The 26,590-nt window shown below is 27.4% G+C and carries 14 protein-coding genes; 6 read left to right on the top strand and 8 right to left on the bottom strand.

What is annotated here, in order from left to right; all coding sequences use genetic code 4:
* Positions 1-153: 153 nt before the first annotated feature.
* Positions 154-11,904, bottom strand: a complete 11,751-nt coding sequence (locus tag VY93_RS02465) for an SGNH/GDSL hydrolase family protein (protein WP_020002871.1) — start codon at positions 11,902-11,904, stop codon at positions 154-156.
* A gap of 184 nt (positions 11,905-12,088) precedes the next feature.
* Here VY93_RS02465 and secG point away from each other — a divergent pair, with 184 nt between their 5' ends.
* On the top strand, positions 12,089-12,319 hold the full coding sequence (secG, locus tag VY93_RS04020; RefSeq protein ID WP_041352012.1) for a preprotein translocase subunit SecG: 231 nt from the start codon (positions 12,089-12,091) through the stop codon (positions 12,317-12,319).
* A 40-nt stretch (positions 12,320-12,359) separates the two neighbouring features.
* Here secG and VY93_RS02455 read toward each other — a convergent pair whose 3' ends face one another.
* Genes VY93_RS02455 through VY93_RS02435 form a run of 4 tightly spaced genes read right to left on the bottom strand, consistent with a single transcriptional unit; the run spans position 12,360 to position 18,737 of the window.
* Positions 12,360-13,142: a Nif3-like dinuclear metal center hexameric protein gene (locus tag VY93_RS02455; protein ID WP_020002873.1), complete on the bottom strand. Its 783-nt coding sequence runs from the start codon at positions 13,140-13,142 to the stop codon at positions 12,360-12,362.
* A complete protein-coding gene (locus VY93_RS04285) occupies positions 13,132-15,534 on the bottom strand; it encodes an RNA polymerase sigma factor (RefSeq protein ID WP_020002874.1) in 2,403 nt (800 codons plus the stop codon). Before VY93_RS04285 ends, VY93_RS02455 begins: the two co-directional genes overlap by 11 nt.
* Positions 15,534-17,372: a DNA primase gene (dnaG, locus tag VY93_RS02440; RefSeq protein WP_020002875.1), complete on the bottom strand. Its 1,839-nt coding sequence runs from the start codon at positions 17,370-17,372 to the stop codon at positions 15,534-15,536. Before dnaG ends, VY93_RS04285 begins: the two co-directional genes overlap by 1 nt.
* 9 nt (positions 17,373-17,381) lie before the next feature.
* Entirely contained in the window at positions 17,382-18,737 is a 1,356-nt protein-coding gene (locus VY93_RS02435; protein ID WP_020002876.1) for a glycine--tRNA ligase, read from the bottom strand.
* A gap of 128 nt (positions 18,738-18,865) precedes the next feature.
* Here VY93_RS02435 and VY93_RS02430 point away from each other — a divergent pair, with 128 nt between their 5' ends.
* Together VY93_RS02430 and VY93_RS02425 are read left to right on the top strand one after the other, a co-directional pair.
* Positions 18,866-19,189 (top strand): hypothetical protein, encoded by a 324-nt coding sequence (locus VY93_RS02430; protein ID WP_020002877.1) that lies wholly within the window; start codon positions 18,866-18,868, stop codon positions 19,187-19,189.
* A gap of 1 nt (position 19,190) precedes the next feature.
* Positions 19,191-20,453 (top strand): hypothetical protein, encoded by a 1,263-nt coding sequence (locus VY93_RS02425; protein ID WP_011283591.1) that lies wholly within the window; start codon positions 19,191-19,193, stop codon positions 20,451-20,453.
* A gap of 19 nt (positions 20,454-20,472) precedes the next feature.
* Here the strand turns inward: VY93_RS02425 and VY93_RS02420 are convergent, their stop codons facing one another.
* From VY93_RS02420 to mutM, 3 genes are read right to left on the bottom strand one after another with little or no spacing between them, the layout of a single operon-like run.
* Entirely contained in the window at positions 20,473-20,844 is a 372-nt protein-coding gene (locus VY93_RS02420; protein ID WP_020002878.1) for a hypothetical protein, read from the bottom strand.
* On the bottom strand, positions 20,837-21,379 hold the full coding sequence (locus tag VY93_RS02415) for an isochorismatase family protein (protein WP_020002879.1): 543 nt from the start codon (positions 21,377-21,379) through the stop codon (positions 20,837-20,839). Before VY93_RS02415 ends, VY93_RS02420 begins: the two co-directional genes overlap by 8 nt.
* Complete coding sequence (gene mutM, locus VY93_RS02410) at positions 21,369-22,214, bottom strand: bifunctional DNA-formamidopyrimidine glycosylase/DNA-(apurinic or apyrimidinic site) lyase (protein ID WP_020002880.1); 846 nt, start codon at positions 22,212-22,214, stop codon at positions 21,369-21,371. The genes VY93_RS02415 and mutM overlap by 11 nt, the downstream gene beginning before the upstream one ends.
* A gap of 96 nt (positions 22,215-22,310) precedes the next feature.
* Here mutM and deoD point away from each other — a divergent pair, with 96 nt between their 5' ends.
* The 3 genes from deoD to deoC are packed head-to-tail and all read left to right on the top strand — an operon-like array spanning position 22,311 to position 24,980.
* Complete coding sequence (deoD, locus tag VY93_RS02405) at positions 22,311-23,009, top strand: purine-nucleoside phosphorylase (protein ID WP_011283588.1); 699 nt, start codon at positions 22,311-22,313, stop codon at positions 23,007-23,009.
* 1 nt (position 23,010) lies between these two features.
* Positions 23,011-24,309, top strand: a complete 1,299-nt coding sequence (locus tag VY93_RS02400) for a thymidine phosphorylase (RefSeq protein ID WP_020002881.1) — start codon at positions 23,011-23,013, stop codon at positions 24,307-24,309.
* Positions 24,309-24,980 (top strand): deoxyribose-phosphate aldolase, encoded by a 672-nt coding sequence (gene deoC, locus VY93_RS02395; protein ID WP_020002882.1) that lies wholly within the window; start codon positions 24,309-24,311, stop codon positions 24,978-24,980. The genes VY93_RS02400 and deoC overlap by 1 nt, the downstream gene beginning before the upstream one ends.
* The last annotated feature ends 1,610 nt before the right edge of the window (positions 24,981-26,590 follow it).

Below are 26,590 nucleotides of genomic sequence, written 5' to 3'. Positions count from 1 at the left end.
GCGCAAAAAACGAATACAGCTATAAATAAGGCGTATTCGTTTTTTTCTTCATTACAACTTGGAAACGCAGGTTTTATTTTGCCTTTTTTTAAATTTGTAAACATAACAAAGACAAAAAAACAAAAGCATTTCTGCTTTTGTTTTTGGTTTTAATTATCAGTTTTTGAGTTTGAAGTCGTTTGCATTTTCTGGCATTCTACCAAGCTCAAGAGCTAGATATAGAATGTATGAAACTTTAAATGATCTTCAGTTTCTGTCAAATCTTTTCTTGTTTTCGTAGTATACGTAAGCAAGCATTTGACTAGGACGATAATTATATATATTTACATTTTCAGTGTAACCGAAGATGTAGTATCAGTGGTATCTAGCGTGATTGTATCAGTATTCCATACCGATTGTTTTTAGTTGTCTATCACTTGGACGGCTTCTTAAAATGTTATCTCTATATGATCTACCATTGCTGTATTTACGTTTTAGAACTTCATCTTGTGCTCATCAAAGACCGTATGCTACGAAGTTTGAAACTGTAAACGCATTAGCATATGATCAATACATGTAATTTGAAATTCCAGGTTGAGTTCTAAGGAATCATAAGAATAAAGTAGAAAGCCTAAACATTGCTTTATAGTTGGCATTGTTTTTGTAATCAAAGCTTTTTCTAGCATTATAGCTTAATTTAATATAATCGTTGAATAATCCTTCTCACATAGGAATAAAGAATGTTCCAATGAATTCTTTAAATCCTTGTGATACTGCTCATATTAAGTTGGTATCAAGACTAAGTCCATAACCTTGCGCAGCAGCTGCTCCTCCTGAGTTTGATCCACCTTGATGTGGGCTTGCATATTCTTCAGGAGTTAGAATTCTTCTTAGTTCAGGGAAAATACCTGTGTTTCTTCTTGAGTCACTTCTATCAAATAATAAGTTTATAAATGCAACGTAGTTTTGGTTTCCAATACTTGAAATAATAGTTTGCACTCAATCTTTTTTACGAAGAATAGAATTAAGTGAAATACTTTTTTTGTCGCTTGTTAAAAATAGTGCAACAAGTCCTTCTTTAAGTGAGCTTGTCATGGTTTGCATGATGTTTTCACTCTTAGTATAGTCAACATTTTTTACCGCTTGGTATACTGAATCGATAATTCTACTTGCGTAGTCATTATTTGGTGAATTCTTAGCAACACCTGCTAAAAATCCTTGAACGAAGTTTGAAATTACAGGAATATCTGAATTTCTAAGTTTTCATCTATTTTCGTTTAGTTTTTGAACTAATATTGCAGCAATTCCATCATAAATTTTTTTGTCTTTGCTGGTCATTAAATCACGAACTCAAGCAATAATTTCATTTTTAACGTAATTTGATACTTGTGAATTTTCTCTAAATAATTTATTTATAGCTTCACCAAATGAATTTGCATTGCTAAAGTCGGTAATTCTATCTAGAATGTAATTTGAAAATGTTGTTGCTAAATTTCTAACGTGGCTATCTGATAAAGCACCAGCTACCAATTCGTTAACTCTAGTTTCGTCTTTAAATCCTAAAATTCTAGCTACATTTAATTTAGTTGCAATACGTTTAACACTATCTCTTGAACGTAAAATTTGTTGTAATAAGTCATTAACTGCGTTTTTGTATAATGCTTTGTTATTGCTAAATGTTGCGTTTCTTAAGATTTTAGCCACAAATGAAAAGTCATTAAATGGAAGGTAATCTTTCATTGTAGCATTTACTTGATTTGCAACTTCAGTAAAGTTAGATGATTTTAATACTGCATCTCTTATCATTTTTCCAAGAAGAACTGGAATTTGAGTGCTTTCAAGGAATGAACTTAAATTACTGGTTGTTTTTAAAATTGCATCTGTTAGAGCTTTTGATTTGTTAATTCCTCATTTAGTTAATACACTTCAAAGAGCATCATTTAATGCACCTTGAACTTTTGGATTTTTAACAGCATCTAAAATAAAGTTTTGAAGATCAATTACAAGTGCATGTTGATTATCTTTAACATATTTTTTAAACACTCCAAAGTATGTGGTTACATCTTTTAAAGGATTGCTTTTTCTTGTATTAAATACATAGTTAAAGATTCTATCTGCTTGATCACCAAGTTTAACGTTTTGGAATACTGTATTTACAAATTTAACAAATACGCCTTGATCAAGAGCTTTGTCTTGAACTTGATTTCTTAGATTTGAATCAAGTCCATTTCATAACATGGTTCCTAAATCAAATGTTGATTGCATTTGTTTAATCATGTTTTTCATCAATGTAGAAAGTTGAATTCTATTTAAGAATAACTCTCTTTCATTGATTAAGGTTTTTAATAAATTAACAACTTTAGTTTCGTTATCTTTAGAGAATACATTTTGTAAAGCAGTTAATGATACTTGAACAACTTTGTTTAAATCAGTTTGAGCTGAAGCTTTTGATAATTCTTCAAGTGATTTATTTAAGAATGGTGAAATTAGATTTAATTGCTTATCTACAGGTTTTAATACAGAAAGCAGTGCTCCAACAAGACCTTTTTTATCGTTAATTCCTTTAAATAAAGGTTTTAGTTTAGGATCATTATCAACATATGAAACTAAAAGATTTGAAAGTAGATCTCTAAAACTTGAATCTTGAGTTAATCCAAGAAGAGCTTCTTTAATATCTTTAACTAAAGTAGCATTTACACTTTTATCGTTAAATATTAATTTTAATAAGTCGTTGTATGAACTTGTAGATTTAATTGAATCTGTTGCTGCAAATACTCTATCAACTAAAGTATTAACAACTTTTTGCATACTTTCATTTTTCAGAGCTAATTGAAGAGTTGTTGCAAGTGTGTCTTGTGAAAGGTTAAATTGTGAAACTAATTGTTTTACAAAACCAAAGTTTAATAATGAAGATTTAATAAATTCAGGATTATTTGAAAGGTTTGTAATTAATTTCTTAACAATGTCTTTAATGGTATCTTTTTGACCTGCAAAGAAGTTAGATGAAATAAAGTTTTTGAAAACTGTATAGTCATTTAGATTTGCAAGTTCAACTAATTTAGAAGATAAATTATTGAATGTAGTTAAAACGTTTTTGGTTGTTTGTAAATCTTTAAAGAAGAAATCAGTAACTTTGGTTAGGATTCCGTTTGATTCTATAAAAGGATAGAAGTCTTTAGCTAGTGAATCTACTAACTTATCAACTTTATTTTGTTCTACTTTAACACCGTATTTATTTAAGAAGTTATTTAATACTACTTTCAATACTGCTTTAAGGTTGTTATCACTTACTAGAGTTTTAACTAAGTTTAATGCAGGTGTTTTTAATTTAGTTAAGAAGGTTGAATCTTTGACAAAGTAGTTAAATAATTTAACTGGATCATCAAGTAAATCAACTCAGCTTGAATCTTTTGTTAATACGTCAAATGCACTTTTTACAATTGAATCAAAATCAGAATTATTTAAAAGTGTATTTAACATTTTAACTAATGAATCTTTTGAAACATTTTTTAATAGATCAAGGTTTTTAGTTAAGTTATCAACTTGTGATGAAATTGCATTATTTAATACATGGTTATCTTTTGCAAATACGTAGATTCCATATACTAATTTGCTTAATGATTTTTTGTCTTTTGAAATTTCTTTATTGTCTAATACTCATTTAATTAATGGTTTAAATTGAGTTTTAAACATTACTTCAACTTGAACGCTAACGTCAGATAGCATTGAGTTTCAAGTTTGATCTAATGTTGTTTTTTTGTTTTTTGAATTTTCAAGTGATTTAACAGCAACATCTACATTTAAGCGGAATTTAGTTAATAATCTAGGAAGTTCTCCAATTATAACTTTTAAGTGATTTATAACTTTAGTATCAGAATTTAATTTAGCAGGTGCAAGAAAGTTTTTAGCAACATTTACTAATGCGTTTTGAACTTTTTCATTACCTAAAAGACTGTCAAATAATGTATGCGCATTTACTTTTAATTGATTGAAGTCTAATGCTTTTAATAATGAAGTTAGTAAATCATTAAGGTTTTTAACGTTTTTAAATTCTTTAAAGTTATCTACTAAATTATTTGCAAGTTTTTTAAGTAATTCTTTTGCTGCACCGTTGCTAAATACCGCTTTTAATAAGGTATTTAAATCTGAACTTGAAACAAATTTATTAACTGGATTATCTTTTAATAATACATTTAATAATGCATTGTAGTCAAAGCTTTCTAATTTATCAATTACATTAGTAAATAAAGTTTTTAGAGTATCTTTATTATTTTCTACTGCGTTTGATTTAACAAATGATGAAAGTGCATCTGTTGCAAAGCTAGTTACATTTCCAAATTTTGAAGTAACAGCATTATTTACAAGATGTCATATATCTCAGTTTTTGTTATTATTTCTATCGTTTGCATATAGATCAAGGAATTTATTTATTGCTGAATTTAAAATTTCACCAACTTTATCATAACTTCCAGCTCATGCAAGTAAGTCGCCGCTTAATTTTCCAACTTTTTCTTTAGTTAAATTAGTAGTTAATTGATGTTTGGTTAATAGTTTTCATAAAACATCGTTAACTGCATTTTTGAATTCAGTTAAGTTTAATGATGATTTAACTAAATTATTTAAATCAGTTTTAAATTTTGAATTTTGAGCTTTTAAGTATGTTTTTAGAACGTCAACTAATGAATTTGCATTATCTAATGAATTAGGATTATTTAAGAAGTATGTTGCAAAGTTTGCAACTAAAGTAGCTGTTGAATTATTTCTTAAAACAGCTGATAATAGATCTTTAAATTCTTTTTTAGAAACAAATTCTCTATTTAATAAGTTTTTAGCATTTTGTGGAAGATTATTTCAAACTAATTCTGGAAGATTTAAATTCTTAACAGCATAGTCAACTGCGTTTTTAACAAATTGAACGTAGTTATTTCTTTGTTTTTTAACTTCGCTATCTTTAAGAATAGTTTTAAGTAAATTAATTAATGTTTTTTCATTACTTAAGTCAACTACTGATTTTAAATCGTTTGTAACTGATGCAAGAATTGAATTTAAATTAAGTTTTTGTGGATTTGATAATTTTCCAAGTAGTAAATTAACAACATTTGATACAAGATTTAAGTTTTGATCAAGAGGTTTAAAAAGTCCAATTACACTTGAAAGGAATTGTTCTTGGTTTGTAACATTATTTAATAAAGTTGATAGTTTTGGATCTTTATTAATAATTGAAAGAACCACTTTTGAAACTTCAGATTTAAAGCCTGAATTTTGTGTAAGTGATAATAGCGCATCTTTGAATTTAGATACGAAATTAGTTTTGAAGGTTGAATCATTAAATACTTCTTTTAATAGATCTAAGTATGATTTAGTTTTATCTACTTGTCCTAGTGAAGTAAATACTCTATCAATTAGAAGTTTTGTAGCTTCTGCAAATTTTGAATCGCTAACTACAAGGTTTAATACCTTAGCAGCTGAATCATTTGAAAGTCCTAATGAAGAAACTAGGTTTTTAACTGGTTCAAAGTTAAGTAAATTTGTTTTTACAAAGTTAGCATCTTTAAGAAGTATAGTTGAAGCTTGTTTTACAAGGTCTTTTAGAGTTTCTTTTTGTGATTTAAAGAATTTTGAAGTTACTAATTTTTTAAATAAATTGTAATCAGTTAAATCAAAGAAGCTGCTAAATTGGCTTGTTAAATTATTTAATGTAGTTAATAGATTTTTGGTTTTTGCTAAATCTGTAAAGAAGAAAGTGTTAACTTTTTCTAGAATTCAATTAGATTGTAAGAATGCATATAAATCAGTTGAAAGTGAGTCAACTAATGCTTTAACTTTAGAAGCATCTAAATTAAGTTTGTATTGTTTTAATAGGTTAGTTAATATTTGACTTAAAACTGATTTAAAGTTAGCATCACTTAAAAGAGTTTTAACTAAGTTAAGACTTTGTGTTTTTAAGGTGTTTACAAATTTATCATCACTTACAAAGTGATTAATTAAATCAAGAGGTTTATTTAATTTATCAACTCATGATGAATCTTTGGTTAATAATGCTAAAGCATTTTTTAGAACAACGTTAAATTCAGAACTATTTAATAAAGTAGTTAAAGCACCTGATAAAGCAGAGCTTGATACATTATTAAATAATGGATTGCTTTGTTTTAGTTTTTTTAATTGACTTAATAGAAGTGAATTTAATAAGTTTTTATCTTTTGCAAAAGTAAATAGACCGTATAATAAATTATTTAATCCAGTTTTGTTTTTATTTACTTCAGCATTATTTAGAAGTCATTTTGCAATGTCTTTAAATTTAGTTCCAAGAAGTGAATTTACTTTTTCAGATAATTTTTTAGATAACTCAGCTCATGTTTGATCTAGGTTAAGATTTTTATCTTTTGCATTTTTTAAAGTATTAAATGCAAGGTCGATAAATTCTTTATCTAAACTGAAATGTTTAACTAATTCTGGAAGTTGTTTTACTAAAACTCTTAATGCTTTTAGAGCGTCTTTATAGTTTTCTAATTTTGCAGGTTTTAAGAATCCTTTAACAAGATCAAATAACGCATCTTGCATTTTTGTATCAGAAAGTAAATTAGAGAAGAAGTTTTCTGATTGAGTTTTTAGAGTATCAAAGTCAACTACTTTAAGTAGTTTGGTAAATAAATCGTTTGCACTTGTTGCACCTTTAAGTGAATCTAGGTTATCAACAACGCTTCCAAGAAGTGATTTTAATAAGGTTTTACTTTGTTCTGTACTTAATACTATATTTAATAGTTTATTTAAATCACTATTTGATACGAAATCATTAACTGGTGTATTTTTAACAAGAGTTGATAATAGTGATTCTAAGTTAAATGTTGATAAATTATCAGCAACATTACTTAATAGTTTTTTAAGAACATCTTTGTTTTCAGTTAATGCACTAGATCCAGCAAGAGAAGATAAAACTTCTGCTGCAAAATCAGGAAGATTTCCAAAGCTTGTGCTTAGTGAATTTGTAACTAGTGAAACTAAATCAACACTTGATCCAGCTCCTGTAAAGTATCCATTTACAAATCCATCAACTAATGAATCAAATAAAGTTTCAAATTTAGAATAACTACCTGATCAAGCAAGTACGTCATTGGTTAGTTTTTCTAATTGCTCTTTTGTGATTCCATTTGTTAAATTATTTTTATTTAATAGATTTCAAAGAAATTCGTTAACTGCTTTTTTAACTTCAGTTGAATTTAAAGAAACATTTACTAATTTTGATAAATCAGCTTTTAGAGTATTTTTATTATTTTTTAGATATGTTTTTAATACATCAACATATGTTTTTGCGTCACTAAGTGATGTTGGATTATCTAAGAAGTATTTAGTTGCATTTGCCACTAAATCAACTACCGCTTCATTTTTAAGAACTTTTTCTAATGCATCTTTGAGTGTTCCTTCAGAAACAAATGCTGAAGTTAATGCATTTTTTAATCCTTGAGGAAGCGAATCTCAAACTAGATTTGTAACGTCTAAGTTATTAAGAGCAAATTTAGCTGCGTTTTTAACAAATTGAACATAGTTATCTTTTTGTTTTTGAACTTCAGGATCGTTTAATACAGCTTTTAGCAGATTAACAACTTTTTCTTGGCTTCCTAAATCTAATAATGATTTTAAATTGCTTAATACTTCACTAGTAAGCATATTTAAATTAAGTGATGATGCGTTTTTAAGTTTTGCAAGCACTAAATTTAAAGTAGATGAAACTAAATCAAGATTTTCATCTAAAGGTTTTACTAGTCCTACTAAGCTTGATAAAAATCCTTCTTTATCGGTTATTTTATCTAGAAGAGTTGAAAGTTTGCTATCTGATGAAACTATTGAAGTTAATACACTAGCAACTTGTGTTTTAAATTGTGGATCTTGTGAGAAGTCAACAAGAGCTTTTTTGAAAGCAGTTACGAATTTAGTGTTAAAGTCGTCATCACCAAATATTAATTTTAATAAGTCTAGATATGAATTTGTTGAATCGATTTTATCTAGTGAATCAAATACTTTATCAAGAAGTAAATTAGTTGTTTCTTTAAAGCTTGGTGTATTGAAAACAGCTTTAAGTAGTTTTAAAGCAGCGTCATCTAAAAGCCCAAAACTAGTTGTAGGTTTTTTAACAACGTCAAGGCTTAATAAATTATTTTTTACAAAATCTTCATTAGCTAGTAGTGAAGTTGCAACTTGTTTTGTAATATCTTTAATTGTGCTTTTTTGATTTTTAAAGAAATCTGATTTTACAAGTGATTTAAATACTGAATAATCACTAAAATTAACAAGTGATGCTAAATTACTTGTTAAATTATTAACAGTTTTTAGAAGATTTTGTGTTTTAGCTAAATCATCAAAGAAGAATTTAGTAGCTTTATCTAATATTCCGCTATCTTTTAAGAATGGGAATAAATCATTAGTAAGTGATAAAGATAAACTATTTAATTTAACAGGATCTAAAGTAACGCCATATTGGGTTAATAAGTTAGTTAATAGCGTGCTTGCAAGTGAGTTAAAGTTTGAGTTTGTAACTAAAGTTTTTAGAAGTTCTAAACTTGGATCTTTTAGTGCTGTTACAAAGTCTTTATCTTTAAGTAAATGTTCTACTAGTTTTAAAGGATTATCTAGAAGCGAGGTTCACTCGGTATCTTTAGTTAAGCTTTCAATTACTTTTTTAACTAATGAATCAGTTTGTGGTGAATTTAATATTAAAGTAACTACTTTTTTTAAAGCTTCTTTTGAAAGCCCATTTAGTAGTGGTGTAGTTTTAGAAAGATTTTCAACTTGTGAAACTATTAAATTAGTTAAAGAATCACTATCTTTAAGGTTTTTATATAATCCAAAAATTACTTTATTTAGTGAATCTTTGTCTTTGCTTATTTCGCTATCTGTTAATAGTTTTGTTACAAGGTTAGAAAGATTTCCTTCTAGAACTTTTGTAACTTGAGAATTAGCATTTTCTAGAAGTTTATTTCAGGTTTGTTCTAGTCCTCAATTTGATTGTTTTGCTTCTTTTAATACACCAAAAGTAGTTTCTAGGAATTTTTCATCTAGATTAATTCCTTCAAGTAATGTAGGAAGATTTTTAACTAAACTATCAAGAAGAGTTTTTACTTTAGGATCTTCTGCTAATGTGCTTCCTAAAGCATTACTTAACAATCCAGATACTGAAGATTGGAAGCTAGGATTTTTAAGTAGATTAGAAATAAAATCTTTTGATTCTTCTTGTAGTTTATCTAAGTTAAGGCTACCAAGAACTGCTTTGAATAAATCATCAGTAGTTTTTGCGTTTTTGAATTTATCAAAGTTATCAATTAAATCGCTAACTACTTGAACTAAGATTTTCTTACTTTGATCGTTATCAGCTACTACTGAAAATAGATTTTTTAAATCTTTATTTGTAAGGAATGAATTTAATTTGCCTTCATCTTTTAAGAATAAACTTAGCAGTTTATTTAGTGAAACGTTATTTAATCCGTTAACTAAATTAGCTACTAAAGTTTTTAGTGTTTCTTTATTTTCGGTAACTAAATTAGATTCTGCTAGTGAGTTAACTACTCCAGTGATAGATTCTTCTACAGAATTAAATTCTTTTCTTAATGAAGTAAGAGCTAAATTAGATACAGCTTCTAGTGAAGTGTTAAGTCCTTTGGTTGCAACTGAATCTAGATAAGTAGCAACTACGCCTTTTAGAAGATCGTTAAGTTTGTTGTATGAGTTAGTTCATTTTAATAAATCAGCTACAAGTTTAGTAACTTTTTCTTGGGTTAGATTATTGTCTAATTTTTGGCTTTGTAGGAATTTAAAGACAAATTCTGAAACTAGTTTTGAAAAGCTTGAATTATTTAATGTAGCTTTTAGAAGTTCATATAAATCGTTTGCAATTTTTTGGTTGATTTCTTTATTTCCAAAAATTGCTCTAGCTAAATCGTCATAAGTTTGAGCGTCTTTGAATAATGCTTTATTTGTAAAGACAGCTGAAACTACGTTTTTAAGTAGGCTATTAAAGCTAGGTGAGTCAAAAAATTGTTCAATTAAAAGCTTTAAATCTTCAACTGAAACAAAGTCTCCTACTTGAGATCTAGCGACAAAGTTAGTAGCGATATTAATCGCTAGTCCTTTAAAGTCTCTAGCAAATGCTGTAAGTCAAGCTCCGATTTTTTGTGAAAGCTCATCTGAATTTTGGTCAACGAAATCACTACTTACTACTGCTTTAACTAAAGAAACAACATCGCTTTCTCTAGAAACTGATTTAAGTAAAACTCTAATTAGTGAATTTAAATCTAATTTATTTTGTTTATCTAATTCATCAAGTTCATTTTGAATGTTATTTAAAATGTTTTGAACACCATTAGATCTTGCAATGCTTTCAATTAGTGAGGCAATTTTGTAATTACCAAATTCATCTTTTTGCATTAAGAGCTTAATTAAATCAGCATTTTCTTTGCTTGATGAACCAGCTTTATTGGTGTAGATTAAACTGGTTAAAAAGTCGATAAATACGTAATTTAGCTGTCTACCGATTTCAAAAATACGATTTGGATAATTACCTACATTTCTTTTACTTAATGCTTGCAGCTCGTAGATACCTTTGTTGTTAAGGTATGTTAATGAATTAGCTCCAAAAATTGAATTTAAATTTTTATTATTAACTTGAATTTGATAGTTAAGGGTTGTAAGATCGCTTTTGATGAATTTTTCAGTGAAATCATAACTAGAATTTCCATAGCTTGATAAGTTAGTATTAGCTGTGGTTAGTTTTAGATAAATATCCATTGCCATTCTTTTGTATGAGTTTATGTTTCCATGAATATCAAGGAAAGTATCACTTAATAATCTTGCGTTTTGACTGTAGAAATCACTATTTCATGTATCAACGTAGTAAATATCGTTATTTGGTTGAGCAAGTGATTTTAAAAGGCCATTGATATATGAAAGTAATGTATCAGAAACAGAAATATTCATTCCTGAAAAGTTTCCAAGAATGCTATCGATTGTCTTTTTAAGTCTTAAGAAAGGCATTGTGTAACCGATGATGTTAATGTTAGCTTTAGGAGCTAAAACTCTTAAGTTAGCAAGAAGAGTTACATAACGCTTTTTAATTTCAGGAACGATGGCTTTGTATAAGTTATTAACTGCGCCAATTACATCAGAATATGTTGGATTATCTCCAAGTAGTGATTCAACCAGTGATGATAAATTTAGAGATTTTAGAGATTCAAAAACAAGTGAAAATAAATCATTTCCACCTAAAGAAATAGTTACAAGATTAGCATTTTTAAGTCTAGCTTTTAAATCCTCTGCTACGCTTTGGTAGTCTTTTCCAAAGTATTGACTTAATTGAGTTGCTACTTGAGATGCATCTTGAGTTCCGTAGTTAATTCCAAGAAGATTAATTCAATCTAAAATTCTACTTCCTGAAACTGCATAGTTTTTAAAATCTGTAACTCTGTTGTTATCGCCATTAAGAAGACGAGCTAAAAATGCAGGATATCCAACTCCTGATATTGCTCCTGATTCTTCTTTTTGACCTTGATAGTCTTTATCAAGACTTCCATCAAAACCAGCTGCAATTGAATCACCTAGCGCGATATAGTTAATTTTATCGTTTGCTAAAACTAACTTTTTTGATATTTGCTTTTCTGTTCTTTGGTTATTATCACCGTTGAAAAGTCTATTGGCATCACCATTAAGTAAGTCTTCATATGATCTGCCATTTTTTTCCTTGTCGTCTTTATCAGAACCAGGTTTTTGTACTATGGTTTCATATTCTATTTTGTGTTCCTCTCGTGATCCTGGATCCACTTTAAGAATAGGTTTTGATGAACCTGGCGCTTCTGTTACAGCAATAGCAATAAGTCCTGCTACCCCTCCGGTAGAAAGAAGGGCTAATGCTGTACCCTTAACAAGTTTTTTCTTTTCCATATTATTCTGCCTTTCTTATAGTAATTTATTACTATAAAAAACATATGTTTATTTTTTGAATAAATTATACTAAATTATGCAAATTGAAATAGTATCACAAAATATCGGAAAGCTATGAAAAATTTCAAAATTTATATTTATGCAAAAATGCAGATATTACTAAAAAAATAGTAAAATTAATCTAATGTTAACTCTTGTTATATTTTTAGTTTTAATTGGCGTTTGTGTGATGATAGTTTCACTATTAATGTCGCCTGATTCTAACTCATTTTCTGGAGCGTTAGTTGGTTCTAGTGATTTGGAATTATTTAAAGTTTCTAAGGAAAGAGGAATAAAAAAATTCCTAAAATACTTCATGTTTTTCCTAGGAATTTCACTGATTTTAGGTGCAATTTTACTTAAAATTTACGTCTAAAAAACAATTGAATATAAAAAATTTGCATTGTTGCAAATTTTTATATTACCTTGTATGGCAGGCTTATTTGATTAATGGTTTTGACTTTTAAATCTGGAAAATGCTGATTTAAAAGTCAAGCTAAATCAAGGGCAAAAACCGATTCTTGAAGGTGAGCTATTTCTAAAAAATTTATCTTAGATTGATCATAAAATAAATAATCGCTTCACTTAAAATCGCTGCTTAAAAATAGATCAATTTTGTATTGTCTTTTTAGCTGAGATATCTCGCTAGCTCCGCTTCCGGCAATGATGCAAAATGAATTAAATTTAGCATCTAAATCGCTAACGTTAGTCGCTAAAGAATCAATTTTATAGCTATTTTTTGCTGCTTTTGCAAGCTCACTAACGCTTAAATTATCTTTAAAACAGTAAGCATATTTAGAAACTGTTTTAAGTTCTTTATGTGCAGGACTATCAAATAAATTTAAAAACTTGGCTACTTGATATGAGGTTCCATTTTTATCACTATCGTAGTTAGTATGAAGAGAAAATAAAGAAATTTTATGCTTTTTGCATAATTCATAAATTTCTTTTTTGTAAAAATAAGTATTCAGCTCTTCGTTCAGATCTTCATAGAATAAAAACGGATGATGAGAAACTATGAAATTGTAGTTATTTTCAATTGCAAAATTAACGATTTCTTTAGTAACGTCTAGGCAAGTTATAACGCCTCTAACTAGCATGTTTTTATATGATAGTGAAAATCCAACTGGATCTCATTCTTCGGCGTTATCTTTTGGATATAAATATTCTAAAAATGAGGCTAATTCTTTAATCTTCATTTTTAAATTTTATGAAGTTTTCAAATAACTCAACAACTTCAGGATATCCTCTTAGTTTTTTGTAAATTTTAGTAATTATTTGACGAACTCTTTCTTTAGAAATTTTCTTACCTTCACCGCGGAAGTCTTTTGAAATTTCATCAAGAGTAGCTGATCTTACTGGATTACCTTTTGCATCGTAACCGATTCCGTGATATCTTTTAATTAAATCAGCTTCAGCTTCGCTAAGAAGTTTTTCTACGTAGTAATTAATTTTGGTAATTAGTTCTTCTTTATCGGCAAATTCAACAGGGCTAATAATGCTTTCATCTTTAACAAAGTCTCCAAAGAATGAATCGTTTTCTTTTCCGACTTGTTTATCTAATGAAATAGGACTTGTGTTTATTTTTCTAATGTATCTAATATATGATGCATCATATTTTTTGCTTTTTCCACCAAGTCTTGCTGCGATTTCTTCATCGATTATTTCACCACCATTTTCTTGTTGGATTTCTCTTTCGATTTTATAAATCTTATTAATGGTTTCAACCATATGAACAGGCACTCTAATAATTCTAGCTTGATCGGCAACAGCTCTAGAAATAGATTGTCTTATTCATCAAGTTGCATATGTTGAGAATTTAAATCCTTTTTTGATGTCAAATTTTTGTGCAGCTTTTAATAAACCGGCATTACCTTCAGAAACTAAATCAATAAAGCTAAGTCCTCTATTTTTGTATTTTTTAGCAGCGTTAACTACTAAACGAAGGTTTCTTTTAATAATTAGATCTCTAGCTCTTTTTCCTCTTGAACCACCTTTGTCCATTTTTTCAGCTAAATCTTTTTCTTCTTGAGGAGTTAAAAGTTTTCCATACTTACCGATTCAACGCATGTATCATTTAACGATATCGGTTGTTTCGGTTAGTTTATTTGAAAGATCTTGTTTCTTGTTTTCTTCATCAATTTGAAGATCAATTTCATCAGGTGAAAAGTTATCTAAATCAAGTTCATCTAGATCATCATCAGAGGCTACTAATGAAAAATCAAGTTCGTCATCTTCTTCTAATTTTTCATCTTCTTCTTCGTCTTCTTCTTCGTCGTGATCGTATTCTTCTAGATTAACATCGACTTCTTCATCTTCGATAAAATCATCATCAAATTCTTCGTCATCATAAGAATCAAAAAGTGGTGAATCGTCTTCATCTAATAAATCATCATCAAAATCTGCGTTAAAATTTAATTTTAAATCTTTAGCACTTTTAGATTTTTTTTCTGCCTTTAGTTCTTCTTCAAATTCTTCCTTTAAATCTTTTTCTGAAGACACTATATTTTCATCAGCTTTAAATAAATTCTTTTGCGCAAAGAAGTCAAATAGCTCATCAACTACTTCTTCTTCAATGTCAAGTTTTTTTCTTTCAATGAATTCTAAAACTTCTTCAACTTTTCATTTTTTCTGATGTGGCTTACTTTTTTTCAGCTGATCTAAAATTAAGTTATAGCTAATTTCTTTATCTGAAAGTTCTTCATTTTCTTGTGCTTTTGCAGATGTAAAAACAGAAGCTTTGCTAGCTTTCTTTACTTCTTTTGTTTTTGGTTTTGCAGATGTTTTAGTGTTTAAAGTGCTGTTTTTTGCCTGAGTTTTAGTTGTTTTAGTTTTTAGTTGCTTTTTTTTTGTAGTAGTTTTAGTTTTTTTTTCTTCTTTTTTAGGAGCTACTTTTTTTGTTACGCTAGCTTTAACTGGAGCTGCTTTTTTTTCTACCTTAGCAGTTTTTGCAGAAGCTTTAGTTGCTACTTTTTTTGTTGTTGTAGAAGCCACTTTAGCCTTTGATTTTTCTTTTGCTTCTACTTTAGCTTTAGCAGCTGGTGCAGCTTTTTTAACAGCAGGTTTTACAGCTTTTTTAACTACTGCTTTTTTTGTTGTTTTAACTTCTGTTGTTTTTACTTTTGTGCTAGCTGCTTGTTTTTTAACTGCTACAGGTTTTGCAGCAACTTTTTTAGCAGCTGGAGCTTTTGTTGCTTTAGCTTTTGAAGTAGTTTTTGCAGCTGGTTTTTTAACTTCTACTTTTTTAGTTTTGCTTTCGCTAACTTTTGCTTTTGATGCTGCAACTTTTTTTTCTACTTTAACTGCAGGAGCTTTTTTAACTGCTTTTGTTTTAGCTACAGAAGCAGCTTTTTTACTAAAAGATTTTTCTACTTTTTTACTTGCAACTTTTTTAATAGGCGCAGCTTTTTTAATTTCTACTTTTTTAGGAGTAGCTTTAGTTGTTTTTGCTTTTGAAACAGTCTTTAATTCTTTTTTAGGTTCTGCTTTAACCCTTGCATTTGGAGCTGGAGCTTTTTTAGCTACAACTTTTTTTGATTCTGTTTTTACTTTTGAAGTAGTACTTAATTTAGCTTTCTTTGGTGTTGCCATTATTTTTTGTCTTTCAAATATTTAATATATTTTTCATCACTTTCACAAGCTTCTGCTAGTGATTTGATGTTTTGTAATTTATTTATAAAAACGCTTGTATTAAGCCTTTTTGGTTTTTGAATATCTAAATAACTCATGGTGAGAAGTCTAGTTATTCTTCTTATTTGATTAATTGTATCTATGTTTTCTTTGTCTTTAAGAATTCAATAATCTCAATTTTGATCAACGTAATTTTTAATTAAATCTAATAACTGTTTTTCATCAACTAAATAAGTTTTACTAAGTTCACTATAAATTTTTTTATGTAAAAAATTTACAATACCAGCTTTTATTTGATCGCTTTTAGATTTATCCTTTATGCTTATATTTTTTTCATAATGACTATAAAAGTCATCTGAAGTTCCTTGGGTTAATAATTCTCATTTAAGTGAATCATCAAAGAAATAATTAATCATATCTGGATTTGATAAAAGCATAATTAATAATTCATTACGTTTTTCAGCTTTTAGTTTTATAAGAAGATTTTTCTCATTTATTTTAGGTTTGTATACAGGTTTATTTTCAGAAAAACTTCTTGGAGTAAAACTTGCTTTAAATTTATAATCAAAATTTAGTTTTTCTTTAATTAAAGAAGTTAGATAGTTTTTTATGGATGGTGGCGCAAGGCCAAATGTATCATCAATTTTTCTGCAAAATTCATTGATATTATTAAAGTCTTTTTGTTTATCTAAATTAAAATCTTCAAACAATGAATTAAATGCAAAATCGATGGCGCTAACTTTATTTTCATTTAGCATTTTAATTAAGACTTCTTTACCTTGTGAAAGAAGAATTTCGTCGGCATCTTTGTTATAGGTATTTTTTATAACAGAAACGACATTATTATGATTTGCTAACTTCTTAATTAATTTATATGTTGCAATTTTACCGGCTTGATCATTATCTAAAAATAGATTAATTTTAACACCTTTTAAAAGATTAATATGAGCGCTTGATAATTCAACTCCCATAATTGCAATAACGTTTTCTATTCCGGCTTTATAAAATGCAATTACGTCCATAAAGCCTTCAACTATATAAACTTCTTTTTTATTAAAAATTTCGTCTTTAACATTATGATAGTTATATAAAATGCTTGATTTTTTAAAAACTAAATTTTCAGTTGAATTAACATATTTAGCACTAGAATTATTTGTTAAATCTCTTCCAGAAAATGCAACAATTTTTCCGTCTTGATTTCTAATTCCAAATGTAAGCCGGTTATTAATTATTGAATTGAAATTTTCATTAATTATTCCGGCGTTTTTTAATTCATTTAATTGATAATCATTTTCAATTAAATATTCTTTAGTTTTATTATCCGCAAAACCGATGTCAAATCGCTGTCGGATTTGCGGAGAATCTATTTTTCTTTCCTTGGCGTAATTTCGAGCAAGTTCTGACTTTAGATAATTAGTTTTATAAAAAGTATTTGTAAAGTCAAGTAGATCGTAAATTTTAATTTGATCATAGGTGAAGTTTTGCTTGAATTCTTTATTTAAAAAACTAAATTCAGATTCGTCAATATTTGCCATGGTGGCTGCAATTTTAAGCGCTTCCATGAAACTTATTTTTTTAAACTTTTGAATGAATTCTACAATTCCGCCAGCTTCACCACATGAAAAACATTTATAAATTTTTTTAGTTTCATTAGTAGTTAGGCTGGCGTTTTTATCTTCATGGAAAGGACATAGGCCAATATAGTTATTTCCTTTTTTAGATAGTGAAATAAAATTAGAAATAACCGAAACTATATTTAATTTCTGATTAATTAAGTCTTTTAGTTCACTAATTTTCAATATAAGTCCTTATAAAAATTTTAAAATATCTTTAAAATTTATTCTTTCTTGTTGCATTGAATCTCTATCTCTTAAAGTAACGGTATTATCTTCAAGACTTTGTTCGTCAACTGTTAAACAATAATATGTCCCAATTGCATCTTGTCTCCGATATCTTTTTCCAATTGACGCACTTTCATCAAATGTTACTGATATGTTTTTATCAATTAGATAGCTATAAATTTCATTTGCTTTTGGGTTGAATTTTTTAATTAAAGGAAGAATCGCAACTTTATATGGAGATAGTTTTTTATCTAGTTTTAAAACTAATCTAGTGTCGCTTTCTGATACTTTTTCTTCGCTATAAGCTTCACATAAAATAGCTAGCATTAATCTATCAAGACCAACTGATGGCTCAATAACGCTTGGAATTAATTTTTTATTAGTATTTGGATCTAAGTATTCTAGTTTTTCATTGCTGAATTTTGAGTGAGTGCTTAAATCAAAATTACCACGGTGAGCAATTCCCATAAGCTCGCCTCAACCAAATGGGAAGTTATATTCTAAATCAACTGTCGCTTTTGAATAATGAGCTAGTTCTTCTTGATCATGTTTTCTAACTTTTAAATTATTTTTTGATAATCCTAGTTTAAGCATGAAGTCATAGCTTTTATTTACTAGTTCGTCAAAATATGAATTTGGAGTTTCTTCATCGAAGAAAAATTCAAGTTCCATTTGTTCGAATTCTCTTGTTCTAAAAATAAAATTACCAGGAGTTACTTCATTTCTAAAACTTTTCCCAACCTGAGCTACTCCAAAAGGAAGTTTTGCCCGCATTGCTCTTTGAATATTTTTAAAGTTAATAAAAATTCCTTGAGCGGTTTCTGGCCTTAGATAAATTGCTTTCTTTTTATCTTCAACTACACCTTGAAATGTTTCAAACATTAAATTGAATTTTTTAATTTCAGATCAAGCGCATTTTGAATTGTCATAATTTGTAACATTTTTTTGCAAAAATTCTTGCATCTGTTCATGAGTCATTTTTGCAACGTTTTCATTTGGAAATAATTCTTCAATTACTTTATCTGCTCTATAACGCTTGTTATTGATTTTATTTTCAATTAATGGATCATTAAAATTTCCAACATGTCCTGATGCTTCTCAAACTTTAGAGTTAAGAAGGATTTTAGAATCAAGCATGTAAATATTATTTTGTGAAAATACAAAAAACTTTTTTCAGTAATTTAAAATGTTATCTTTTAGTAAAACTCCAAGAGGCCCATAATCTCAAGTATTGGCAACTCCACCATAAATTTCACTACCTTGAAAAACAAAACCGGCATTTTTTAAATGATTAATTAGCTCTAGCATTTTATTTTGGTTCATAATAGCTCCAGTTTTGATAAAAAAATATAAGTAAAAAAGAAAATTACTTATAGTAATTTCTTAATTATATTTGATTTTTAAATTTTTTGTTAAAAAATTAAAGTATTTTTACTTTATAATTTTTAAAAATGAAAACTAAAAAAGAGCAAAAACTAGTTACTGGTTCTTTAATTGAAAGAACCGCTCTTTACATTACAATTCAATCTCATAATCAGCTTTATAGAGTTTATAAAAACAATCTAGGAAAAGACGTAACTTTACAAAATTGCTATAACTCTTTTGAAAAAGATCAAAAAGTTGAAATATTAGTTGAAATTGGTGTTAAAAAAACAAAATATATTTCAGCTAATTTAAATAAAGCAAATTGTAAAATTACAATTTCAGATGAAACTGAAAATGGATTTTTAAATTTAAAGAAATTTACTGATTTAGAAATAGAAAACTACACTTAAAATGAGCAACGTAAATATTAAAAATAACAACTATGATAAAAACTATCTAATTGAAAATGAGAGATTTTTAAGTCGCCAGATTTCTAAAATAGTTTCGCTAGATTTTGATCGCTCGGAAAATATTGCATTTAACGATATTGCTAATTCTTTTTCTAAAAAAAATAGCGGAATAAAACACATTGTAAATTTCTGTGACAATATCTACAATTTGAATTTAGATTATCTGTTAATTCTTACGCCAAGTGATTTAAAAATTTCGATACTAGCTTGCCTTGATTTTGTACTTGGAAAACAAGATTTCAACGAAGATAAAAAAATAAAATTTATCTTCATAGATGAATCTGAATCAAGTAGTTCTATTGATGAAAAAATTGATTACTTTTTTGAAAAAGTAAGAGATAATCGTGTTGGACTTTTATTTATTGATGAAATAGTAAAAAATGAAAAACTAAAAAAAGTTGGACAAAATTTAATTATTAAATTCAATAAATTTTCTTCACATTTTATTGTTAAAAAATATTTATTTTATGTTGGAAAACGTTCACTATTTTCACAAAATTATGAAAATTTAAATTTATTAAAAGAAAACATATTATTCTCATCAGAAGATATTCACAATGACTATAATATCTTCTCTGAAAACGTTTTAATTTTTCTAGCATTAAAAGGAATTAACATTTCAAAATTAATTGATGGATACGAAATTGAAGTTAATAAAATTTTCTTTAAAACAAGTGAAATGCCTAAGTCTTTAGATCTTGCAGTTTCATTATATGAAGCTAGAAATGAATTATTTGTAGAAGAAGATACACAAAAAATTTTCTTTGTAGCTTATGATGATTTTTTAATTAATATTTCAAAATTATTTTCAATTAAATATCAAAAATTATTATCTAAATATAGAGCATTTTGTGATTATCTTCACTTTCCTCGTCAGATTTATTCTGTTGGGCAAATTGTGCTAAATGGCGCTAAAAATATTTTTATGATTTATCTAACAATTAATAATAAAATTTTTGATTTTCAGTTTTCTTCAAACCTAAATGATAACTATGGTCAAGACTTTGAAAACTACACATTAAATGAAATGAAAAGACATTCAAAAGATGTATTTGACAATAACTTTTTATCACTTAATCCTAATTCTAAATCGATAGAAATTAATCTTGAAAACAACAAAGAACAAACCTTAGGTGAGCTGCTTGCAATTTTATATTGAAGCAAAATATTTTACTCAATGATTTCAAGTCAAAAAGCATTTTAAAAATACCCCGCAAGGTATTTTATTTTTTGAATTTAAAGCTTTGGAAAATTTCTTCAACATCTTTATTTGATGCGCTATTTTCAGGAGTAAAATAATTGCTTTCATCAAAATAATCTTTATAAAAATTATCTTCACTATCATCGTCTTGATAAGTATTTTTTTCTTCTTTTTTTCTTACAAAAAAAGAATTACTTCTATCATCTCATGAATAGGAAATACCTTCATATTCATTTAAATAATTTTCAAGATGAGTCTTCATTGCATAAGTTCCTCTTCCTGAAATTAATACAATTGTTTCATTGTTTTTTAAAACGTTTTCTTGTATTAAATTAGGAAGTTTAGCGGCTACAAATTCTTCTGTTTTTCCATGAAAATCAAAATGCTTAGCCATGTTTTTTAACTAAAATGCCTTTTTGAGAAAGCAGCTCTAAAGATAACTCTTGATATTTTTTATAACTATGATTTTCATTATCAAAAGTTGCAACTAAATCACTATAAACTACAATGTTTTTCTTTAATTTAAGCTTTAATAAATAGGTTTGTAGAGTTAATGCAAATTCTAAAATATCTAAATCAGTGCAAGCCCCAACTAATGTGAATTCATTATATTTTAAATACAAGTTAGGATCTAAATCTCAAAATGCATTTGTTGAATTTTTTTGAAATTTATTTTGCAGATTTACAAATTCAAGTAAAGAAGAATCAATATTTAATTCATCAGTATTTTCATTGCAGTAATATAAATTTTTATTAGTTTCAAATTCCATATCTAAATTTGTATATAAATCATTTACAAAATAAATATCGCTATGATCTTTGTTTTCTAATAAAAACTTTTTAACATTAGAAACTATGGCTTTAATATTTTCATCAAGCTTTGTAAAACCGTTATTTAAATTTAAGACAAAAATTACTTTATTTTTCATTTTGACAACTTGGACAATATGATGTTCCTCTTCCGTTTTGTTTGAAATCTAGTTTTACTTTTTTAACAAAGTTACCGCATTCTAGGCAATTTAATTTTGCTCTTCCATAAACTTTAAGTCTTTGTTGGAATTTACCATCAATTCCATTTACGCTTTGATATGAATGCACTGTAGATCCTCCAAGCTTTATGCTTTCATCCATAATTCTTTGAGCGTTATCCATTAAAGTTTTAAGCTGCGCTTTTGATAAATTTTTTGCTTTTTCCATTGGGAAAATCTTTGATGCAAAAAGAGTTTCATCAGCGTAGATATTTCCAATTCCTAAAACTAGTTTTTGATCTAGCAAAATAGTTTTAATGCTTCTTGTTGTGTTTTGCAGTTTTTTATATAAATAGTCAATGTCAACGTCTTTTGGAAGATTTGCTAAATTTTTAATTTCTTTAACGCTTAATTTATTTTCTTTTGAAATCGTTTCAAAAGAACCAAATCCTCTTGAATCATTATATGCTAGCGATTCGTCATTACCTAAATGGAAATATATATGATCGTGTTTGAATCTATATTTTTCTAAATCGCTGGTTTTTCTAATGAAAAATTTTCCTTCCATACGAAGGTGAACTATAGCTCTTGATTTATCGTCAAAGATAAATTCAATAAATTTACCGGTGTTATTTATTTTTTTAAAAGTTTTATTATTAAAAAATTCTTCAAAATCTTTAACTGAAGAATTTTTAGCAAACTTCTCACTTAATAGCTCGCAATTATTTATTTTTTTTCCTAATAAAAGCTTGCTTAAACTCTGGCAAACGACAGTAACTTCTGGATATTCTGGCATGATTTCCTTATTATAAACTAAAAGATCAAAAGAATAAAAATAATAACTTTGTATAATATTAATTACTTAAGAAAATCACTAAAATAAAGGATTATTATGACTCCACACATTACTGCTCAAAAAGATGAAATTGCCAAAATTGTTTTAATGCCTGGCGATCCATTAAGAGCTAAATTTATCGCAGAGACATATCTGCAAGATTACAAATTAGTTAATACCGTTAGAAATATGTTTATCTATACCGGAACATATAAAGGTAAAAAAATTTCAATAGCAGGATCAGGAATGGGCTGCCCTTCTATTGGAATATATTCATTTGAATTATTTAAGTTTTACGACGTTGAAAAAATCATAAGAATAGGTTCAACTGGATCATATAAAAAAGATTTAAAAAACTATGATTTAGTGCTAGCTAAAAGCGCTTATTCAGATAGCTCAGCTTATAAATACAATATGCTTAGAAAAAAATCAAGGCTAGCTTTCCCTAGCAAAGAATTAAACGAGCAAATTAAAAAAATAGCTAAATCTAAAAAAATAAAACTAAATCTTGGTAGAGTGCATTCATCGGATATTTTTTATTCACAAATTCCTCTCGAAGAAAGAATTTCAACAAGCAAAGCAATTTCAGTTGAAATGGAAAGCTATGCACTTTTTGTTAATGCTGAATTTTTAAATAAACAAGCAGCGTGCCTACTCACCGTTAGCGATAATTTAATCACTCACGAAGTTACATCGGCTCTTGAGAGACAAAATTCTTTTACAAAAATGATGGAGATAGCTTTAGAGATTAAATAAAATGAGAATTGTTGATTTAATCGAAAAAAAAGTTAATAAAAAAGAATTAACTAAAGAAGAAATTTTTTTCTTAATTGAAAATTACACTAAAGAATTTGTTCCTGATTATCAAATGGCTGCAATGCTAATGGCTATTTTATTTAATTCAATGACTTACAAAGAAATAAGTTATTTAACTTTAGCCATGCTAAATTCAGGTAAAGTTTATGATTTTAGTGATTTTGATCAAGTTTTAGTTGATAAGCACTCAACCGGTGGAATTGGTGATAAAACAACTCTAGCCGTAGTTCCTATTCTAGCTTCGCTAGGAGTTTATATGCCTAAGCTTTCTGGAAAAGGACTAGGCCAAACTGGTGGAACTATAGATAAGCTCGAAAGCATACCAGGGCTAACAACTGATATTTCAATTGAAGATTTTAAGGCGCAATTAAAAGAGATTAAATGCGTAATTGCAGCGCAAAGCAATGAAATAGTACCAGCTGATAAAAAGCTATACGCTCTCCGTGACGTTACTTCTACAGTGCAGTCTATTCCTTTAATTGCATCAAGTATAATGAGTAAAAAATTAGCTACAGGAGCTAATATTATTCTGCTTGATGTTAAATGCGGCAATGGTGCATTTATGAAGGATCTAAAAAGCGCTAAAGAGCTAGCTCAAACCATGATAAATATTGGTAAAGAGCTTGGTGTTAAAGTAATAGTTGAAATAACTAATATGTCACGTCCTATTGGTAAAGAGATAGGAAATAAAAACGAAATAATTGAAGCTATTAATATGCTTTCAAATAAAGGTCCTAGTGATTTTTCAAAACTTGTTTTCTCTTCTTGTGAAGCTATTCTTTTGGAAATGGGAATGGTGCAAACTGAAGACGAAGCAAGACAAAAAATAGCTCTATCAATTAGAACTTATTTAGCTTTAAATAAATTCTACGAGCTTGTTAGATATCAAGGTGGAAATGTTGAAGCTTTAAATGATTTGAAAAAGTTTTGAAATCCAAAATACACCTATGAAATCAAAGCTGATAAAGATGGTTATTTAAATGTTTTTAACGCCTTTACTTTTGGGATAGTTTCAATGAAACTCGGCGCTGGAAGACAAACCAAAGAAGATAAAATCGACTACGAAGCAGGAATTACGTTAGTAAAACAAACCAATGAAAAAGTTTCAAAAAATGAAGTTATTTTCAAACTTCATTCATCTAATGTAATTGATCCTTCATTAGTTGAAGAGTTAAAAACCGCTTATAAAATTCAAAATAATAAAGTACAAAATAAAATAATTTTAGAAAGAATGCAATAATGAATTTCAATCAATTAATTGATCATACATATTTAAAACCAGAAGCAACTAAAAAAAATATCGATAACCTTATAATGCAAGGATTTGAACATAATTTTTTCTCAGTTTGCGTTAATTCTATTTGAGTTAAATACGTAAAAGAAAAAATCAAAAAACTTAATTCTAACTTAAAAATAACAGCAGTAGTTGGCTTTCCTTTAGGAGCTAGCATCACTCAAGCAAAAGCTCATGAAGCCAAACTTGCAGTAGAGCATGGCGCAGATGAAATCGATATGGTTATCGCTGTTGGATTTTTAAAACAAAAAGATTATGAATATGTATTAAATGACATTAAATCTGTTAAAAAAGCTATTGGCAATAAAGTTTTAAAAATAATAATTGAAACCGCTCTGCTAACCAAAGAAGAAATTAAAAAAGCGACCGAAATAGTTTTAAAATCAGGAGCAGAATTTATTAAAACTTCAACTGGATTTTCATACCGTGGAGCTAGCCTTGATGACGTAGTTACTATGAAAAGCGTTATTAAAGATCAAAAGCTAGAAATTAAAGCTGCTGGTGGAATTTCAACACTTGAAGATATGCAAAAAATGCATGAAGCCGGAGCTACAAGATTTGGACTTTCTAAATCTGTAGAAATTCTTAAAAACCAAAAAATAGAAACCAAATATTAAATCCATTATTGGATTTTTTATTTTGCAAATTAATAAAAAAATAACCCAAGCAAAGGTTATCCCATATTGTAAAGTTCAAGTTACCACTTACAATATAATAAAATTGCCGATTTTAAAAATCGGCTTTTATTTTTTATTAGTTATTATTTTTTCTTTTTTGAGTATTTGTGAATTTTGTTTCTTGGTACAAATTCTTTAGCTCTGATGTATAGAGGCATATCTTTAGGAATTGGATTTTATAAATATTTGTTTTAATTATATTCATGAAACATTTCATTTGGATGCTTTTAATTTTTTAGAAATTTTCTTCAAGTTAGATTTAATATGTTTTAAACTTTTCAAATTCCAAGGTCATCAATTTTTTCAAAGTTAGTACTTTTTTTGAAATATCTTTAAATGTATTTATTGATATTTTAGGTAGTTATTTTTTTGTGATGCATGAGGATGAGCTTTATAAATATAAATTTTTAACCTATATCCTATATAAAAAATTAAGTTAAATTCTAAGCCTTGATCTATGGTAATGGATTTGACATTAAATTCAATAGCCTTTTACTAAATTCCAAAGTTCTAGATTAATGTTTTATGGATTTTTAGTCATTATTTTTTTAATTAAAACAAATCTGGTGAGTCTTTTTTGGAAAAGCAGTAAATGAGCCTTAGCTCCTCTTTTGCCTTTGATTAAATCCGCTTCCCAGTGGCCATTTTTTTTGAGCTATTTTAAAAAAGGCCTAGTTCAAAAAGGCCTAACTCACCTTTTTCCTACTAGTCGCTCTTGGACAGATTTTTGCCTTTTGCCGCCAAATACATAATTGCTTCTAAGTAAATTTTTGCGATTTATTTTTCAATTTTTTGAATTAATTCAATTGTAAATCGTTTTAATTGAAGGCCATTTAATGCTATAGCTTTGCTTGATAAATTCCACAGCCCTTTCAACTGGAATTTCTTTGGCGTTATAAATTTTTAAGAATTTGTATTTAAATTCTTTAAATTTATAAATTTCAGATTTAAGTTTAAAGTGGTTTTTTTAGTGAATTTTAATGTCATGATTTTCTAGCAAGCTTTGCATCATAACCATATTCACTTAAGTTTTTTTAATTTCTTTAATCAATGAAGAATGACAAATTTCGAGATCTTTAGCCATTTTTCTAAGAGAAAAGTTAAAGTTTTGGAATAAAAATTTTATTTTTTGCGAATATCATAAGAAATTCGTCTCTAATTTTTAATGGTTATATATGAATGCTCTCTTGAGAGCATTTTTCTTTCTTTCTTTCTTCTTCAAGTTTTTAATAAAAAAACTCCCAAAAAAATTTTAATATTTTTTGAGAGTGGTAACTTGGAAGTTACAATGTGGAAATAACCCAAAGTTATGTTTTTATTTTTTTATTTATTTTAAAATAACTAAAAATTATTAAAATACCTAATAACAAAATAAGTCCAGAATATAAAGCATAAGAGTAATAATAATTAAAACTATTATTTAAAGCTGTTAATACTAAAATAAAACCACTTGAAAAAAATAATTCTAATTACTAATGATATTTCATTTTGTTTATGAAATGTATTTTTGTCAAATATTTTATAAGATTTAGACTAAAAATAAGGAAGGC

The sequence above is a fragment of the Mycoplasmopsis synoviae ATCC 25204 genome, assembly GCF_000969765.1.
Classification (GTDB): domain Bacteria; phylum Bacillota_I; class Bacilli_A; order Mycoplasmatales; family Metamycoplasmataceae; genus Mycoplasmopsis; species Mycoplasmopsis synoviae.
Note: the sequence above shows the minus strand (reverse complement) of the source record. Positions and strands in the feature narration are given on the sequence as shown.